Raw genomic sequence first — 15,917 nt, 5'->3', positions numbered from 1 at the left:
GTAACCTCTATGGATTTCGTGGGAAACGATCAAATTCAGGGCGGCGTTTTTCATTAAAGGCATTGCGCCCTTCTTGCCCCTCATCGGTCATGTAAAACATCATGGTGGCGTTACCGGCCAGTTCTTGTAGACCTGCCTGCCCATCGCAGTCTGCATTCAACGCCGCTTTTAAGCAGCGCAACGCCATGGGGCTGTGTTGGAGCACTTCCCGGCACCAACGCACTGTCTCTCGCTCAAGCTCATCCAGTGGCACAACGGTGTTCACCAATCCCATGTCTACGGCTTCTTGCGCATTGTAGAAACGGCACAAGAACCAGATTTCACGGGCTTTTTTCTGACCCACAATCCGTGCCATATAAGACGCCCCCCAGCCACCGTCAAAGCTGCCGACCTTGGGACCCGTTTGCCCAAACTGGGCGTTGTCGGCGGCGATGGTTAAATCACACATCATATGCAATACGTGGCCACCACCGACGGCATAGCCTGCAACAGCGGCAATGACGGGTTTGGGGCAGGTGCGGATCTGACGCTGAAAGTCCAGCACGTTCAAATGGTGCGTGCCTTCATCATCTTGATACCCGCCGTAGTCGCCCCGCACGGACTGATCGCCGCCGGAACAAAACGCCTTCTCTCCCAGCCCAGTGAGGATAATCACGCCCACTCGGCTGTCATAGCGCGCATCAGCCAACGCTTGCATCATTTCTTTTACCGTTTGTGGCCGGAATGCATTGCGTACCTGAGGGCGGTTAATGGTGATCCGAGCGATACCGTCGGCGGATTTATGGTATAGGATATCGCTAAACGCATGCTCAGTCGGTTCCCACTCAATCGGCGCGTAAAGCTCTTTTTCTGTCATTCCCGGCGTGACAGCCATAGTGTCTCCCCTTCCTCGGTTGCTTGGGACAAAGCCCGTCATAAAGATAAAAAGTCAAGCGAGTGCGTGACTTTGCGTGAGTACCTGCACAAACCTATCTGGATTTTCAACATGGCTGTTGTGCCCTGCCCCTTCTATCGGCGTGGCGGGGATCCCGGTGTGTTGCCATAGTGAATGTGCAAGTGAGGTAAATTTGTTGTCGTGCTCTCCACAAAGGTAGTCAATCGTGACGCCTTGTCGAAAGGCTTCACCCAGCCCCGCGCGTAAATTCGCCTGGCGGCCCAAAGAGGTCGCCAACAGCATTTTCGCCACGGCGGGGCCGTGATTATTTCCCCGCTCAAGCACTAAAGCGGTACGCTGGTCAGATGTGAGTGACTGGAAGACGGTTTGCTGGTACCAATCGTTTAACACCTCTGACAGGGTTTGATGCGCAAAGCGCGCCGCCCACTGGCTATCCTGTGCCAGCCGCTTGCGTCGTTGGTGGCTATCCGCAAAACCTGGGTGACCCGCTTCCAAGAAGACCGCGCGCCAAAGACTGGGGTGAGTGCAGACAAGATGCATGGCAAGGCGCGCGCCGAGCGAGTATCCGACTAAACATGCCTTTTGATGCCCCCACACCTGGTAACACGTTTGTCGTATTGCTGCGACTGTCGTGGCAAAGTCAACGGCTTGATAGCTCACACTGCTACCATGACCAGGCAAATCAATGCACAGCCAATGACAATGGTGCATTTTATCGGTCACCGTACGCCAATCTTCTCCGCTACCTAAAAAACCATGGAGAAACACCACTTTCTTTCCATGCCGATCGCCGCCTTGTTGGTAACTAAGCATGTGTCCCCCTGGCTGCCATGGCAGCTAAGCACTCGCTGAGTACCTGTCCCGCTTCTCCGGCCGGTGTCACCACTTCAATCACATCAGCCCCAGGGGTGGTGAGTGCCTGACTCACGCTTCGCACGAGATCATCTGGGGTCACGGGTTGATGGAAACCCAAAGAGAATTGCGCCGCGATGTGTTCAAAACCTAGATCATGCGGCATCCGGTAGTAGGTATCACAAAGGGTTTGATCAACCGGCAGCGCATCAAAAATGCCACCGCCATTGTTATTCAGGATAAGGATGGCGGCCGGCGCAGACGTCTCCCGCCATAATGCGAGGCTATTAAGATCGTAAAGTGCACTGGTATCACCCAACACCACTAACATTGGCTGAGCGCGGTATCGCTGCACCCCAGCGGCACAGGCGAGTAAACCATCAATGCCCGAGGCGCCACGGTTGGCAAATACCCGATGGTGAGCAAGGTGAGACCAAATATCCGCTAAGCGGATCGCCAAGCTATTACCGATAAAAACATCCGCTTGGTGAGGTAACATCGCCGGCAGAGTTTGAAAGACATTGTGTTCCGACAAAGGGGAAGTCGGTATGGCGGCGGCTGCCAGTTGCATCTGATACTTGGCACCGTTGACCAGGGCGCATTGCCACGCGCTCACATGCGTCGAATCAGCTATCGCGTCAGAATGTGCACTGTCGACAGCATCAGTCAATGCGTTTAACCATAACCGCCACTGGGACGGCGGCACGACAAACTGTTCGACAGACAAATGATGAGGGGCAAGTGACTGTGTGTGTTCGCTGATCAGCCAGTAGTGAGCTTGCGTTTGCGCCAGCCATTGGCCAAGGCGTTTAGACACCAACCGCCCACCGAGCTGAATTACCCATTGGGCTTGATTCAATTGCTGGAAAAGATCGGGATGGTTAAGCCACAGATCGTAGCCAGGTGCACTGCTCGCCACCCCTGCCTGTGGATCGGCCAAGATAATGGCATGAAGCGCACTCGCTAACCGCTCCACGGCCTCGGACAGCCCCTCTGGCACGGCACCAAGTACAATTACCGTTCGTGGTCCTCCATCAGCCGGCGTCCACCAAGGCGGCCATTCAGGCATCGCAGAACAGCGAGCTTGATGGTGGCGGGTATAACGCTGGCCGCTTTGCCACCAGTGGGCAACAGACTCGCGAAGCTTTTCCTCCTCTGTCTCATCGCGATTGCCATAAAAAGGCTCACGAAACGGACAGTTAATATGGACGCTCCCCCCTTGCTCAGCCTGACGTGCAAGTAGCTGATCCACTTTGGTGAGTAACGCCGGCAAAGGGATCTCAGCAGTCGGCGCCGGAAGCGCCAATTCAGCGGTCACATGAGAAGAAAACAGGCCTGATTGGGTAATCGCTTGGTTCGCGCCACAATCCATTAATTCAAACGGGCGGTCAGCAGAAAGAATCACTAACGGTTCACCGGTTAAGCCACTTTCCACCACGGCAGGCAGCAAATTTGCCACCGCGGTGCCTGAGGTCACAATCACCGCGATAGGCTCACGGACACTCTTGGCCAAACCAAGGGCAAGGTAACCCAGCCCGCGCTCATCAAAGTGACGGTGGATTGTCACCGGACGTTGGGGATGCTGACTTTGTTTCACCGCGGCCAGCGTCAAAGGTGTGGAACGTGAACCGGGCGCGACACAAATATGCCTGACGCCTAGGCGCGATAGCTCTTCTATCACAACCTCTGCCCAGGTGTGTGTGAGAGAAAGCGACATTAGCAGGCTCCGAGTCTGATGGCGTCTTTTTCAGGCACCGTGCAAGCAGGCAAACACTGACGGAGAGTCGTGAGCTTATTGTCCAGCTCTTGCCACTCAGCATCTGGATCCGAGCCAGGGACAATACCGGCGCCGGCATATAAGTCCACGGTATTCTCTGTCACTTGTGCACTGCGTATTGCTACACAAAACTGGCTTTCACGCTGAGAAAGATAACCGACCGCACCGCTATAACGGCCACGTGCAATGCCTTGCTCGGCTAAAAAGGTACGCGCATTTTCACGGGGCAACCCGGCCACCGCGGCGGTGGGCTGTAAGGCACTGAGCAGCACAGTATCATCAACACCAGGCCCGATAATGGCGCTGATTCGACGACGTAAATGCTGAAGATGGCGAAGCACAATCAGATGCGGTTCAGGGTCAACCGTCATGGTTAACGCATGACGGCGAAGTCCGGCGAAAATATCGTCCACCACCAGCTGATTCTCGTGCACGTTTTTCGTGTCACTTAATAGCCACTCGCCAAGATGGTGATCTTCACTAAAGCTTGCGCCACGACGAACTGTCCCTGCTACCGCTTCTGTGGTCACACGACAATCGCGACGGCGGTATAGCCGCTCTGGGGTTGAGCCAACAAAAGCGTCATCAGGGCCGGTTGCAAAAAGGAAGTGAAAACTCTCGACATTGTGCTGTTGGCTATGCTGTAACAGCTGGCCGGCACTGATCGGCGCATTGAGCGACAGACGCGTTTGACGTGCCAGCACCACTTTTTGTAGTGCGGTCTGCTCCATGTGTGTCAACGCACAACGGACAGATTGACACCACTGAGCGTGGTTGGGGGTATGTGTCTCTTCACGGACAACCGCTTGCCCTGCCGCCAAAGGACGGCCTTGCCAAATCACCTGATTAAGTACCACTTGGCTGTCACACGCCGTGGTGAGATTAATACTCAGCTGCCATTGCTGGTCACGCCTGACGAGCTCAACCACTGGCAAGAAAAAATCACCACAGCCGGGTGCATCATCAAAGGCCACACAGCCCCAAATGCGCTGGTCAGGCACCAGACTGGCTTGGGCCGCTTGTAGCTGAGAAAACTGATGGCTAGCGCCCAGTGCCAATACCTCTTCACGACCATCGCGTGATTGCCAGTAGGTTTTCGGGTAAATAGGCTGTGCATCCAACCAAGCAACGGGCGACAAATCACCTGGCCAAGTAAACGCCATGGTCAATTGTGCAGGCGCTTGACTGATCGCTACTTGGCTTTGTAAATGATTAGCCGCTTGAATCAAGGTAGTCACGACATCCTCCAACCGCCTAGGCGGCAGTGCTCTTTGCAAGTCAATCCGTACTCTTTTATGTAGCACGTTATTCTTGCTTATCAGTCTACCTGTGAGCGTCTTTTACAAATATGCGCTAGATCAGTTATCTGTCAAACTTGGTCGATTTTTTTGCGCCATTCCTGGCAGTGAAACTTTATCTGCCCAAGTCTTTCGAATTGGCAAACAAATAGTGTAAGTTACCAAAAAAGCCTAATAACAATTTTCACCTTTTTATTTACAGGAACGTTAATGCAACCTATTGGAATGTCCGCCAAGCTGGATGATGTCTGCTACGACATTCGCGGTCCAGTGATGAAAGAAGCGAAACGCCTCGAAGAAGAGGGCCACCGCATTCTTAAGCTGAATATCGGTAATCCCGCCCCGTTCGGTTTTGATGCCCCCGATGAAATCTTGGTGGATGTGATCCGCAACCTCCCCACCTCGCAAGGATATTGCGATTCAAAAGGGCTCTACTCCGCCCGTAAAGCCGTGGTGCAACACTACCAAAAGCGCGGCTTGATGGACTTAGACGTTGAAGACGTCTATTTGGGCAACGGTGCCTCCGAGCTTATCGTGATGGCCATGCAAGCCCTGCTTAATAATGGTGACGAGTTACTGGTGCCCTCACCTGACTATCCACTTTGGACGGCGGCGGCATCTTTATCAGGGGGCAAGCCTGTCCATTACCTTTGCGATGAAGAGTCGGACTGGTATCCAGACTTAGACGATATCAAACGTAAAATCACGCCCAGCACCCGGGGGATTGTCCTGATTAATCCCAATAACCCGACAGGGGCTGTCTATAGCCGCGACTTTTTGTTGCAAGTGGTGGAGATCGCGCGCCAGCATAATCTGATCATTTTTGCGGACGAGATCTACGATAAAATTCTCTACGACGGGACGCAGCACTACTCTATCGCCACCTTAGCACCGGATGTACTGTGCTTGACCTTTAATGGCTTATCCAAGGCCTACCGAGTCTGTGGCTTTCGCGCCGGCTGGATGCTGGTCACAGGGCCGAAACAACATGCACGCGGTTACATCGAAGGCCTTGAGATGCTGGCATCGATGCGGCTTTGTGCTAATGTCCCGATGCAGCATGCGATTCAAACGGCGTTGGGGGGATACCAGAGCATCAACGAGCTTATCTTACCCGGCGGTCGGTTGCTGGAGCAGCGCGACAAAGCCTATGAGCTTATCAACCAAATTCCAGGGGTGAGCTGTAAAAAGCCGAAAGGCGCGCTCTATCTCTTCCCGAAAATCGACACCAAGCGGTATAACATTCATAACGATGAAAAGTTAATGCTCGACTTTTTATTGCAAGAGAAAGTGCTCATGGTGCATGGAACGGGCTTTAATTGGCATCAACCCGACCATTTCCGGCTTGTCACCTTGCCGCGCGTCGATGACTTGGAGATGGCTATCAGTCGCTTTGAACGCTTTCTCAGCGGGTACAGCCAAGAGAGCTAGTGGGTGTTACCTGTCGATAACGCAAGCACGTGCGACACGGCTTGCGTTATGTTATTGATCACCGTATTCCGTTTATAACGCCCTTATTCGTATGTCTCGATACTGCTCTCGCTGCCATAAAGCCCACGCCATTTGCATTTGCGATGCCATCATCAAGATTGATAATCCCAATCCCGTGATCCTGCTTCAGCACCCTGATGAAGTCTCGCACCCAAAGAACAGTGCCTGCCTGCTGAGCCTTTCGCTACAACATAGCGTGACCTTCGTCGGAGAAGATTTTAGCCACCATCCCCAACTGAATGCGTTATTGGCGGACCCGGACATTACTTATGCCGTGCTCTACCCCGGTGAAAACGCGATGGCACTCAGTGAGATGGCGGCCCAAGGTGCGAGTGCCAAACAAGGGGTTATTTTGCTGGATGGGACCTGGAAAAAAGCCTACAAAATGTATCAGTTGTCGACCAATTTACAGGCACTTCCGAGTATCCGTATTGACGCCTGTGCGCCAAGCCAATATCAGATTCGTAAGAGTCGGAAGCCGGGTGCCCTGTCCACCCTCGAGGCCGGCTATATGGCGCTGAGTCAACTCAGTGGCGACCCCACACCCTATCAGCCGTTGCTCGACAGTTTTGACCTTCTCGTTCAGCGCCAGCTCGCCTTTATACCCAATGCGAGCAAGCGCCACGACTGAACGAGCGACTTGCTTAGTGTCCCGCACACTGAGGGCGTCATCACCCACGCTCGTCCCCGATCGCTAGCGAATCGCGTACAGCGGACCATTACTGGCGGCGGTAAACATGGTGCTGTGGAGCTTTTGCGCAAAGCTGTCAGTCATCGACGACAGGTAATCGGCAATCACTCGCATTCCTGATTGGCCGTTCGCTCGGGCGGCCAGCCAATCGCGTCGATAATCCGTTGGCAACAAACGCTCGGGATCAGAGGCAAAGGCATCAAACAACTCCATGACCAACTGTTGGCCCTTGTACTCCACCACCTGAAGCTCTGGCTGTTTAACCACAAATTCACTGACAAAGCGCTTTAGCACCTCCAAAACACCGGCCATGACCTCAGTCAAATAGGCATTCCACGCCAATAGCGGAGAGGTAAAACTGTGGGTGCCATCTTGATTGGTCGGCGCGATCTCCACTGAGGTCAATAACGTATTGACCAGAGCGCCAATCGCGTCCTTACGCTCGTACGGAGGGCCAAACATTTGCTCACTTAGCTCACCAATGTTGGCCTCGAGCCATGGGTCACCACACTCTGCCAAATAGCTTGCTACTGACTCTTGCCATTGCTCCCTCGTCACTAGGCCCATCACGATGGCATCTTCCAAGTCATGGACGCCATAAGCGATATCATCGGCCAGCTCCATGATGGAGCAATCGAGTGATTTATAGCGTGTTTTGCGGTGTTGATCCGTGGCCGTATGATCACGAAACGCTAAAAATAACGCGCGATCCGCCTCATTTAATGGCGCGAGCACCCAATCTCGCCGCGCTTTATCATCATCATAAATGCCCTTGGCGGGTTGCCACTCCCGCGCTTTGAGATGGCGAAAGTCGTTAACGGGCGCAGGCTGATTGCCATTGTGAGCGGCACTGATCAATGCGGGGTACTTCATCACACCAAGCAAGGTGCGACGTGCCAAGTTCATCCCATGATCTTGTGTATAAGGCTCAAGCAGCGTGACAATGCGAAAGGTTTGCGCATTGCCCTCAAACCCTCCGTCATTGCGCATCATGTAATTCAGTGCGATTTCGCCGCCATGGCCGTAAGGAGGATGACCGATATCGTGAGCCAAACAGAGGCTTTCCATCAAACCGGTCGACGGAAGCAGTGGGCGAAATGCTGGTTGTTTCTCTTTGAGCTGAGCGACGATGCCGGTACCAATTTGCGAGACCTCAAGTGAATGGGTTAACCGAGTCCGATAAAAGTCGCTGTGCTCGGCACCGAGCACCTGGGTTTTTGCTTGCAAGCGTCGAAAGGCAGCTGAGTGCAGAATCCGCGCACGATCGCGTTGGTACGCCGTGCGTTTATCATGACGACGCTTTTTCTGCTCATTTGTCATCTGGCGAATTTGCCAGGCGTCAGATAGGTCAAAATCCATCATCACTGATCTCATCCAACGACAGTGTAAAACTATCCACAAAAGTGGCCATAAAGTAATCGCTCGCCGGAGAGCGCCTTTTCTCTAACGAGGCTTCCAGCCGCTTCTTCGCTTGCTCAAACTCATGGTTCCCTGCTGCAATCTCTTCCAGGCATTTTAAATAAGCACATAAGGTGTCGGCCTGTTTCACCAGTTGGTAATCATCCGGCGCGATGTGGTCTGAGTCTATTAGCCCGCTATATTCCTCTTGTAACTCAGGCGGCAGCATCGCGATAAGCTTTTTCTCGGCCATTTTCTCTATTTTTTTATACTCCCCCGCAATGGATGGATTGAAGTACTTTACTGGGGTAGGCAAGTCACCCGTGATCACTTCGCTGCAATCATGGAACATCGCTAATACTGCGATACGCTCGGGTTGATAGTGACCATTGAAGCGTTTGTTATTGATTAACGCTAACGCATGCGCCACAAAGGCAACCTGTAAACTATGTTCAGAGATATTTTCGGCGGAAACATTGCGCATCAGTGGCCAACGATAAATCAGCTTCATTCGCGCAAGGTGGGCAAAAAAGTGGCTTTGTTTTTGAGTCATCGCATCCTGCTACCATGCTACACATCGCTGTCATTGTGTGCATTCAAGCCAGCAGACACAAGTATTATTCGCGCAAAGCGCCAAACACCACTTTGCGCGAGCGTGGTTACACCTTTATGAGGTCTCGGTTTTTATCCAATGTTGAGGGACCAATGCCTTTGACCTCCATCAGTGCGTCTGGCGAGCTAAATTCACCGTGGGCTTGGCGATACTCAATAATGGCCTTGGCCTTCGCCGGACCAATCCCCTTGAGTTGCTCTGATAACTGCTGCTCACTCGCGGTATTGATGTTAACGGAAAGACGTTCAACTTGCTCAGTCGCTTGAACGGCGTTTTCATCAGCACTCCAACTCACCGGCGCCGTCACCAACGCAAGGGCAAAGAACAGACAGGATAAAAGGTGTTTCATGATTTCACTCCTTGTAGAAATGTCAGCCTTACCCTAAGTCCGCGCTCGCCTATTTGCATGTGAGCGATAAAAGAAAAACGACGCAGGACAAAGTCCTAGCGCCGTTTTTCTTACTCAAGCAAAGAGGGTGCGAGAGAGATCGAACTCCTGCTGCCCACTCGCTTACTGGGTATCTGACTCCGCGTAAGTCACATCCACCTCTTCGCGCAACGCTTGTAAGGTCGCAGACAGTGACATGTTACTCATCGCGCGTTGAACACGCGCCGCCATTTGGCTTTGCGGGCTGATATCTGGCACCTCAGGCACCATCACCTTATCCAGTGCGACAACCACCACATCACCTTGACGGTTTTGCGTCACGCCATAGCTGGCGTTGTCAGATGCTGGCTGTGGCAGAGAAAACGCCAGCTCAGCGATAGCTTGTTGCTGAGAAACACGGTTGAGTGTGATGGGGGCACTGAAGGTGTAATCGCTCCCCGTTACCTCACCGCTTTCTTCGAGTTGGGCAATCAAGTCACCGGCGGTTTCTTTTGCTTGCTCTTGGCCTTTCTCGGCGGCGAGCGTTTCGCGAACTTGGTCTTTCACTTCCGCAAAACTAAGCTGTTTTTCCGGCTTCACATCATCAAGGCGCACAACAATCGCATGCTCACCAGACAACTCAATCAACTCTGAGTTAAGCCCGTTTTCACGTACGTCATAGCTGTCAAGTGCTTGCTGGATCTGAGGACGAGCCATCAAGCCAGTCGCCGCGTCTAACGCAAAATAATCGGTATACTGCACCTTGCTGTTCACCGCATCAGCCGCAGGCTCCAAACCATTCGCCTCTTCAAAAGCGACTTCAGCCAGTGTGGTAGACTGCGCGTAGAAACGATCCGCCGCGCGCGCTTGTTGCAATTCGGTACGGATATCGTCTTTTACCTCTGCAAGCGGTGTCACATCCGCCGGATCAATATCGTCTAAACGGATAATATGATAGCCAAAGTCAGATTGAACGAGCCCAGAGACATCGCCTTTCTCTGACAGCGCATACGCCGCTTTCTCGAACGCCGGATCCATCACATCAGGTTCAATCCAGTCCAGCGACCCACCCTGCTCAGCACTGAAGGTGTCATCAGACATTTCCTTCGCTAAAGCAGCAAATGCGGCGCCTTGATTCAGGCGCTCTAGCGCTTGCTGGGCTTTGGCTTTAGCCTCATCACCTGTCCCTTCAATCAGGATGTGGCTCACTTTACGACGTTCTTGTGAGCCATACTGAGACTGATTCTCTTGGTAATAAGTCGCGATGGCTTCATCCGAGACCTGAACCTCATTAGCCAGCCCCTCTCCCGTGAGCTCTACATAAGCGACTTTGACCATGCGAGGCTGGATATAATCGTCTCGGTTAGCTTGATAGTATGCTTCCAGCTCGTCGTCCGTTAGTGATACCTGCTCTGCAAAATCAGCCACTGGGAGCGTGATGGTGCGCACTTGGCGGCTTTGCGCCTCTAAGCGATACAGATTCTCTAACTCACTGGGCAAGACAAAGCCTGAGCCTTGTAGGCCATTAACCAGCTGCTGACGCATTAAGTCTGTGCGCATATAGTTGGCAAATTCATCGGCACTCATGCCCGTTTGGCGCAGAGCGGCTTGATAACGATCGTTATTAAACTGCCCGCCTTGACGGAACTGTGGCATCGCTCTAATCGCTGCTTTGACTTGCGCATCACTCACACGCAAACCGAGTTCGCTAGCCGCCTGCTCTAACAGCAAGTCATTGATCATTCGATCTAAGATGTTTTGACGAAAACGCTTCACATACTCTGGGTTGCCCAGCAGTTGGTTAAACTGCTCTCCGGCTTGTTGCTGCATACGAGCACGTTCGTTTTGATAAGCTCGATCGAGCTCTGCACGGCTGATTTCTTTATCACCGACGGTTGCAGCGGGCGGGTTGGAACCGCCTGCCAGATAGCTGCCGACACCGGCAAAAGCAAAGGAAAAGATGATAAGGCTTAAAATGATCTTCACCGCAAGACTATTGGTGCCTTCGCGTATACGTTCCATCATAACTGGCCGGTACTCCAACTGGTTTGGGCTGGTTGTCTTTCAACTAAAAAGGCGCATCATGTGATGCGCCTTTACGCTCTTGTGCGCCGAATTATACGCGGTTGTTAGTGGCTTTGCAGCTCTAGCGCCCCGTCAAACGCGAATAATTCGGCAGCGAGTCACGAGGATTACTCGTTAACGGCGTCTTTTAACGCTTTACCCGCTTTAAAGCCAGGTACTTTGGCCGCCGCGATATCAATTTCAGCGCCCGTTTGTGGGTTACGGCCCTTGCGTGCAGCGCGTTCGCGTACAGAGAAGGTGCCAAAGCCCACTAGCGCGACCTGGTCGCCTGACTTCAATGTGTCAGACACCGCCTCTACGAAGGCATCCAATGCACGGTTTGCTGAGGCCTTAGAAATATCCGCACCTTCTGCAATATGATCAATCAGTTCCGACTTATTCACTTTTTCATCCCCTTAGATTACATCTCCGCAAACCTATCAATGTTGCGGTATTCAATAACAGACGCTTTGTCGACGAAAGACGTTGAAAGCGCGCTTGCCCGCCCCATGCAGGCAATGCGTCAAAGCAACGTTAGCGAGCAAAAAAAACGCTGACAAGCCTTTTACTGCCTGTCAGCGTTTTACGTTGCTTAATTTTGCTGCATGTCACTCTTTTCGGCGTTAACCAGCTCAATTCCGAGCGGATTATTCTCTAGCGCAATGGTCAAAACATCATCAATCCAACGCACAGGGTGAATAGATAAGTCCTCTTTGACGTTGGCAGGAATATCCTCTAAATCACGCTCGTTTTCTTTTGGGATAACCACCGTTTTTATGCCGCCGCGACGTGCCGCGAGTAGCTTTTCTTTCAAGCCACCAATCGGGAGCACTTCACCGCGTAAGGTGATTTCTCCCGTCATCGCGACATCGGACCGCACTGAGTTACCGGTTAAGCTTGAAACCAAGGCAGTACACATCGCGATGCCCGCACTTGGGCCATCTTTGGGCGTTGCGCCTTCTGGAACGTGGACATGAATATCACGCTTCTCGTAAAAGTCGCTGTTGATACCCAGCTTCTCAGCACGGCTGCGCACCACGGTCATCGCCGCTTGCACTGATTCTTGCATCACATCGCCCAGCGAGCCTGTGTGCGTCAGTTTGCCTTTACCTGGCATCGCTTCCGTCTCAATAGTGAGCAAGTCACCACCCACTTCGGTCCAAGCAAGCCCAGTCACTTGGCCCACCCGGTTTTGCTCATCCGCTTTACCATAATCAAAGCGGCGGACGCCTAAGTAATCTTGCAAGTTCTCATCCGTCACCGTCACTTGCTTGAGCTCGCTATTAAGCAGAATTTCTTTGACCGTCTTGCGACAAAGTTTAGAAATCTCGCGCTCAAGGTTACGCACGCCCGCTTCGCGTGTGTAGTAACGAATAATGCCGACAATGGCCGAGTCTTCAATCGTGATCTCATGCGGTTTCAAGCCATTACGAGCCACTTGCTTGTCAATCAAATGCTGCTTAGCAATGTTGAGCTTCTCGTCCTCGGTGTAACCAGACAGGCGGATCACTTCCATCCGATCCAGCAGTGGGCCGGGGATATTCATCGAGTTAGATGTGGCCACGAACATCACATCCGAGAGATCGTAGTCAACCTCTAGATAATGATCGTTAAACGCATTGTTTTGCTCAGGATCAAGCACCTCAAGCAGCGCCGATGAGGGATCGCCACGCATGTCAGACGACACCTTATCAATTTCATCGAGCAGGAACAGCGGGTTACGGACGCCCACTTTCGACATCTTCTGGATAAGCTTGCCGGGCAATGAGCCGATATAGGTGCGACGATGGCCACGGATTTCCGCTTCATCACGTACGCCACCCAACGCCATACGGGTATATTTACGCCCAGTGGCGCGAGCAATAGACTGCCCTAGCGAGGTTTTCCCCACCCCTGGCGGTCCCACTAAGCAAAGAATCGGGCCTTTCAGCTTCTTCATCCGATTTTGTACCGCGAGGTATTCCAAAATACGGTCTTTGACGCGCTCAAGGCCATAGTGGTCGGCATTGAGCACTTCTTCCGCGCGGGCTAAATTCTTTTTCACTTTTGAGCGTTTTGCCCATGGCACACTAATCATCCAATCGATATAGCTGCGTACCACGGTGGCTTCCGCCGACATCGGAGACATCATTTTCAGCTTTTGCAGTTCTTGCTCGGTTTTTTCCCGCGCCTCCTGCGGCATTTTTGATTCTTCGATTTTCTGCTTCAGCGCTTCAAACTCGTCCGGCGCATCATCCAGCTCACCCAGCTCCTTCTGAATGGCTTTCATTTGCTCATTGAGGTAGTACTCGCGCTGGCTCTTTTCCATTTGCTTTTTAACGCGACCACGAATGCGCTTCTCAACCTGAAGCAAGTCAATCTCAGACTCCATCATAGTCATCAGGTATTCGAGACGCTCGGAAATATCAACGATTTCCAACACATTTTGCTTGTCTTCAAGCTTAAGCGGCATGTGGGCAGCAATGGTATCAGCAAGACGCGCCGCCTCTTCAATACCATTTAAGGATGTCAGTACTTCTGGCGGGATCTTTTTGTTGAGCTTGATAAAGCCTTCAAACTGGCTGATCGCCGTGCGAACCAACACTTCCTGCTCACGCTCATCCAAGCTTGGCGTGGTCAAATACTCGGCCTGCGCAGTGAAGAAATCATCTTCACTAAACTGATCGATGCGCGCACGCTGCATCCCTTCAACCAGCACTTTCACCGTGCCATCTGGAAGTTTAAGAAGCTGGAGAATGGTTGCCACCGTCCCAACGGTGTATAAATCTGAGATACTTGGATCATCAGTGGCGGCATCTTTTTGCGCAACCAGTAGAATCTGTTTGTCGTTGTCCATCGCCGCTTCAAGGCAGCGTATCGACTTTTCCCTTCCCACAAAAAGCGGGATCACCATGTGAGGATAAACCACCACATCCCGAAGTGGCAGCACCGGAATGTCAATGCGCTCGGAACGCTCCAAGTTCATATGCTTCTCTCTTCCGTTCAATCTGATTATGAGTATATGGGGTCTGTTGGACAGGTTTCAACGGCTCAACCGTCAGAAAATAAAAAAGGGAGTTGTCACTCCCTTTTTCTATATCACTGATAACCTTGTGTAACGATATTACTCGCCACCCGCCGCTTGGTTATCCGTGTGTTCATACATCAGTAGAGGTGCAGATTCGCCTCGGATCACTGAATCGTCAATCACCACTTTGCTCACGTCTTTCATTGACGGTAAGTCGTACATGGTATCCAACAAGACAGCTTCGACAATCGAGCGTAGGCCACGTGCACCCGTTTTACGCTCCATCGCTTTTTTGGCGATAGCACGCAGTGCGTCGTCTCGAAACTCCAGCTCCACCCCGTCGAGTTCAAGCAACGCGCCATACTGCTTGGTCAACGCGTTTTTCGGCTCGCGCAGAATTTGCACCAAGGCATCTTCGTCAAGCTCTCTCAACACCGCGGTTACGGGTAGACGGCCGATAAATTCAGGGATCAGGCCATACTTCACCATGTCCTCGGGCTCAACTTTGCCAAAGAACTCATCGGCTGAACGGTCCGTGGCGCCTTTAACCTGCGCACCAAAGCCAATGCCAGAGCCTGTATCGACACGCTGCTCAACCACTTTATCGAGCCCCGCAAACGCACCGCCACAGATAAACAGGATTTTCGACGTGTCCACTTGCAAAAATTCCTGCTGTGGATGCTTACGTCCTCCCTGAGGAGGAATCGACGCGACTGTCCCTTCTACCAATTTAAGCAGTGCTTGTTGCACCCCTTCCCCAGAAACGTCTCGGGTAATAGATGGGTTGTCGGATTTACGAGAGACCTTGTCAATCTCATCGATATAGACGATACCACGCTCCGCTTTGGCGACATCATAATCGCACTTTTGCAACAGCTTCTGGATAATGTTTTCCACGTCTTCACCGACATAACCGGCCTCGGTCAATGTGGTGGCGTCTGCCATGGTAAATGGCACATCCAAAAAGCGCGCAAGCGTTTCGGCCAGTAATGTTTTACCACTACCGGTAGGGCCGATCAGCAAGATGTTACTCTTGCCCAGCTCCACGCCATCTGCGCTTTTATCACCGTTTCGCAAGCGTTTGTAGTGGTTGTAGACTGCAACCGAGAGCACTTTTTTCGCTTGCTCTTGGCCAATGACATAATCGTCAAGGTGTGCACGAATCTCACTCGGCGCGGGTAAGCTATCTCCCTCGCGCTTTGGCATCACTTCTTTAATTTCTTCACGGATAATGTCATTACACAGGTCAACACACTCATCACAAATGTAGACCGATGGCCCGGCAATTAACTTACGAACTTCGTGTTGGCTCTTACCACAGAATGAGCAGTAAAGCAGCTTTCCGCTTCCACCGTCTTTTCGCTTGTCTGTCATTCGCTAACCTCTTTGGGGCATTTGCCCGTCGTTGCCTTATGTTGAGTTTACAACAAATCGGCCACTTTTTCCGACCCAACCACTGACAAG

At 52.2% G+C, this 15,917-nt stretch carries 13 protein-coding genes; 2 read left to right on the top strand and 11 right to left on the bottom strand.

The genetic code is table 11. The features are described from left to right. Nucleotides 1-7: 7 nt before the first annotated feature. From menB to WN56_RS12165, 4 genes are read right to left on the bottom strand one after another with little or no spacing between them, the layout of a single operon-like run. Entirely contained in the window at nucleotides 8-874 is an 867-nt protein-coding gene (gene menB, locus WN56_RS12180) for a 1,4-dihydroxy-2-naphthoyl-CoA synthase (RefSeq protein ID WP_046075267.1), read from the bottom strand. Between the two features lie 54 nt (nucleotides 875-928). Next, nucleotides 929-1,708 carry a 2-succinyl-6-hydroxy-2,4-cyclohexadiene-1-carboxylate synthase gene (gene menH / locus WN56_RS12175; RefSeq protein WP_046075266.1) on the bottom strand — a complete coding sequence of 260 codons (780 nt, stop codon included), beginning with the start codon at nucleotides 1,706-1,708 and terminating at the stop codon, nucleotides 929-931. Continuing rightward, entirely contained in the window at nucleotides 1,701-3,464 is a 1,764-nt protein-coding gene (gene menD, locus WN56_RS12170) for a 2-succinyl-5-enolpyruvyl-6-hydroxy-3-cyclohexene-1-carboxylic-acid synthase (protein ID WP_046075265.1), read from the bottom strand. The genes menH and menD overlap by 8 nt, the downstream gene beginning before the upstream one ends. Next, nucleotides 3,464-4,762 (bottom strand): isochorismate synthase MenF, encoded by a 1,299-nt coding sequence (locus WN56_RS12165; RefSeq protein WP_046075264.1) that lies wholly within the window; start codon nucleotides 4,760-4,762, stop codon nucleotides 3,464-3,466. Before WN56_RS12165 ends, menD begins: the two co-directional genes overlap by 1 nt. A 270-nt stretch (nucleotides 4,763-5,032) precedes the next feature. On the opposite strand from WN56_RS12165, the gene WN56_RS12160 reads away from it, so the two are divergent. Together WN56_RS12160 and WN56_RS12155 are read left to right on the top strand one after the other, a co-directional pair. Next, entirely contained in the window at nucleotides 5,033-6,253 is a 1,221-nt protein-coding gene (locus WN56_RS12160; protein WP_046075263.1) for a pyridoxal phosphate-dependent aminotransferase, read from the top strand. A 91-nt stretch (nucleotides 6,254-6,344) separates the two neighbouring features. Then, the gene (locus tag WN56_RS12155) at nucleotides 6,345-6,944 is read left to right on the top strand and encodes a tRNA-uridine aminocarboxypropyltransferase (RefSeq protein WP_046075262.1); all 600 of its coding nucleotides are present in this window, start codon (nucleotides 6,345-6,347) and stop codon (nucleotides 6,942-6,944) included. 63 nt (nucleotides 6,945-7,007) lie between these two features. Here WN56_RS12155 and WN56_RS12150 read toward each other — a convergent pair whose 3' ends face one another. The 7 genes from WN56_RS12150 to clpX all read right to left on the bottom strand — a co-directional run bounded on the left by WN56_RS12150 (nucleotide 7,008) and on the right by clpX (nucleotide 15,827). Next, nucleotides 7,008-8,366 (bottom strand): anti-phage deoxyguanosine triphosphatase, encoded by a 1,359-nt coding sequence (locus WN56_RS12150; protein WP_046075261.1) that lies wholly within the window; start codon nucleotides 8,364-8,366, stop codon nucleotides 7,008-7,010. After that, complete coding sequence (gene yfbR / locus WN56_RS12145; RefSeq protein ID WP_046075260.1) at nucleotides 8,353-8,955, bottom strand: 5'-deoxynucleotidase; 603 nt, start codon at nucleotides 8,953-8,955, stop codon at nucleotides 8,353-8,355. The genes WN56_RS12150 and yfbR overlap by 14 nt, the downstream gene beginning before the upstream one ends. 106 nt (nucleotides 8,956-9,061) lie before the next feature. Continuing rightward, nucleotides 9,062-9,364 (bottom strand): helix-hairpin-helix domain-containing protein, encoded by a 303-nt coding sequence (locus tag WN56_RS12140; protein WP_046075259.1) that lies wholly within the window; start codon nucleotides 9,362-9,364, stop codon nucleotides 9,062-9,064. Nucleotides 9,365-9,526: 162 nt separating this feature from the next. Beyond that, entirely contained in the window at nucleotides 9,527-11,407 is a 1,881-nt protein-coding gene (ppiD, locus tag WN56_RS12135) for a peptidylprolyl isomerase (protein WP_046075258.1), read from the bottom strand. A gap of 167 nt (nucleotides 11,408-11,574) precedes the next feature. Further along, the gene (locus WN56_RS12130) at nucleotides 11,575-11,850 is read right to left on the bottom strand and encodes an HU family DNA-binding protein (RefSeq protein WP_046075257.1); all 276 of its coding nucleotides are present in this window, start codon (nucleotides 11,848-11,850) and stop codon (nucleotides 11,575-11,577) included. A gap of 188 nt (nucleotides 11,851-12,038) precedes the next feature. After that, on the bottom strand, nucleotides 12,039-14,411 hold the full coding sequence (gene lon, locus WN56_RS12125; RefSeq protein ID WP_046075256.1) for an endopeptidase La: 2,373 nt from the start codon (nucleotides 14,409-14,411) through the stop codon (nucleotides 12,039-12,041). A 138-nt stretch (nucleotides 14,412-14,549) separates the two neighbouring features. Then, complete coding sequence (gene clpX, locus WN56_RS12120) at nucleotides 14,550-15,827, bottom strand: ATP-dependent protease ATP-binding subunit ClpX (RefSeq protein ID WP_046075255.1); 1,278 nt, start codon at nucleotides 15,825-15,827, stop codon at nucleotides 14,550-14,552. Nucleotides 15,828-15,917 lie beyond the last annotated feature (90 nt).

Origin of the sequence: Salinivibrio sp. KP-1, from assembly GCF_000968645.1 — a bacterium.
Lineage (GTDB): Bacteria > Pseudomonadota > Gammaproteobacteria > Enterobacterales > Vibrionaceae > Salinivibrio > Salinivibrio siamensis.
The sequence above is the reverse complement of the archived record's forward strand: the minus strand, read 5'-3'. Positions and strand labels throughout refer to the sequence as shown.

What these genes read in the sequence shown, in the direction of transcription:
- menB (WP_046075267.1), bottom strand. Translation starts at nt 874, where the DNA reads ATGGCTGTCACGCCGGGAATGACAGAAAAAGAGCTTTACGCGCCGATT.
- menH (WP_046075266.1), bottom strand. Translation starts at nt 1,708, where the DNA reads ATGCTTAGTTACCAACAAGGCGGCGATCGGCATGGAAAGAAAGTGGTG.
- menD (WP_046075265.1), bottom strand. Translation starts at nt 3,464, where the DNA reads ATGTCGCTTTCTCTCACACACACCTGGGCAGAGGTTGTGATAGAAGAG.
- WN56_RS12160 (WP_046075263.1), top strand. Translation starts at nt 5,033, where the DNA reads ATGCAACCTATTGGAATGTCCGCCAAGCTGGATGATGTCTGCTACGAC.
- WN56_RS12155 (WP_046075262.1), top strand. Translation starts at nt 6,345, where the DNA reads ATGTCTCGATACTGCTCTCGCTGCCATAAAGCCCACGCCATTTGCATT.
- WN56_RS12150 (WP_046075261.1), bottom strand. Translation starts at nt 8,366, where the DNA reads ATGATGGATTTTGACCTATCTGACGCCTGGCAAATTCGCCAGATGACA.
- yfbR (WP_046075260.1), bottom strand. Translation starts at nt 8,955, where the DNA reads ATGACTCAAAAACAAAGCCACTTTTTTGCCCACCTTGCGCGAATGAAG.
- WN56_RS12140 (WP_046075259.1), bottom strand. Translation starts at nt 9,364, where the DNA reads ATGAAACACCTTTTATCCTGTCTGTTCTTTGCCCTTGCGTTGGTGACG.
- ppiD (WP_046075258.1), bottom strand. Translation starts at nt 11,407, where the DNA reads ATGATGGAACGTATACGCGAAGGCACCAATAGTCTTGCGGTGAAGATC.
- lon (WP_046075256.1), bottom strand. Translation starts at nt 14,411, where the DNA reads ATGAACTTGGAGCGTTCCGAGCGCATTGACATTCCGGTGCTGCCACTT.
- clpX (WP_046075255.1), bottom strand. Translation starts at nt 15,827, where the DNA reads ATGACAGACAAGCGAAAAGACGGTGGAAGCGGAAAGCTGCTTTACTGC.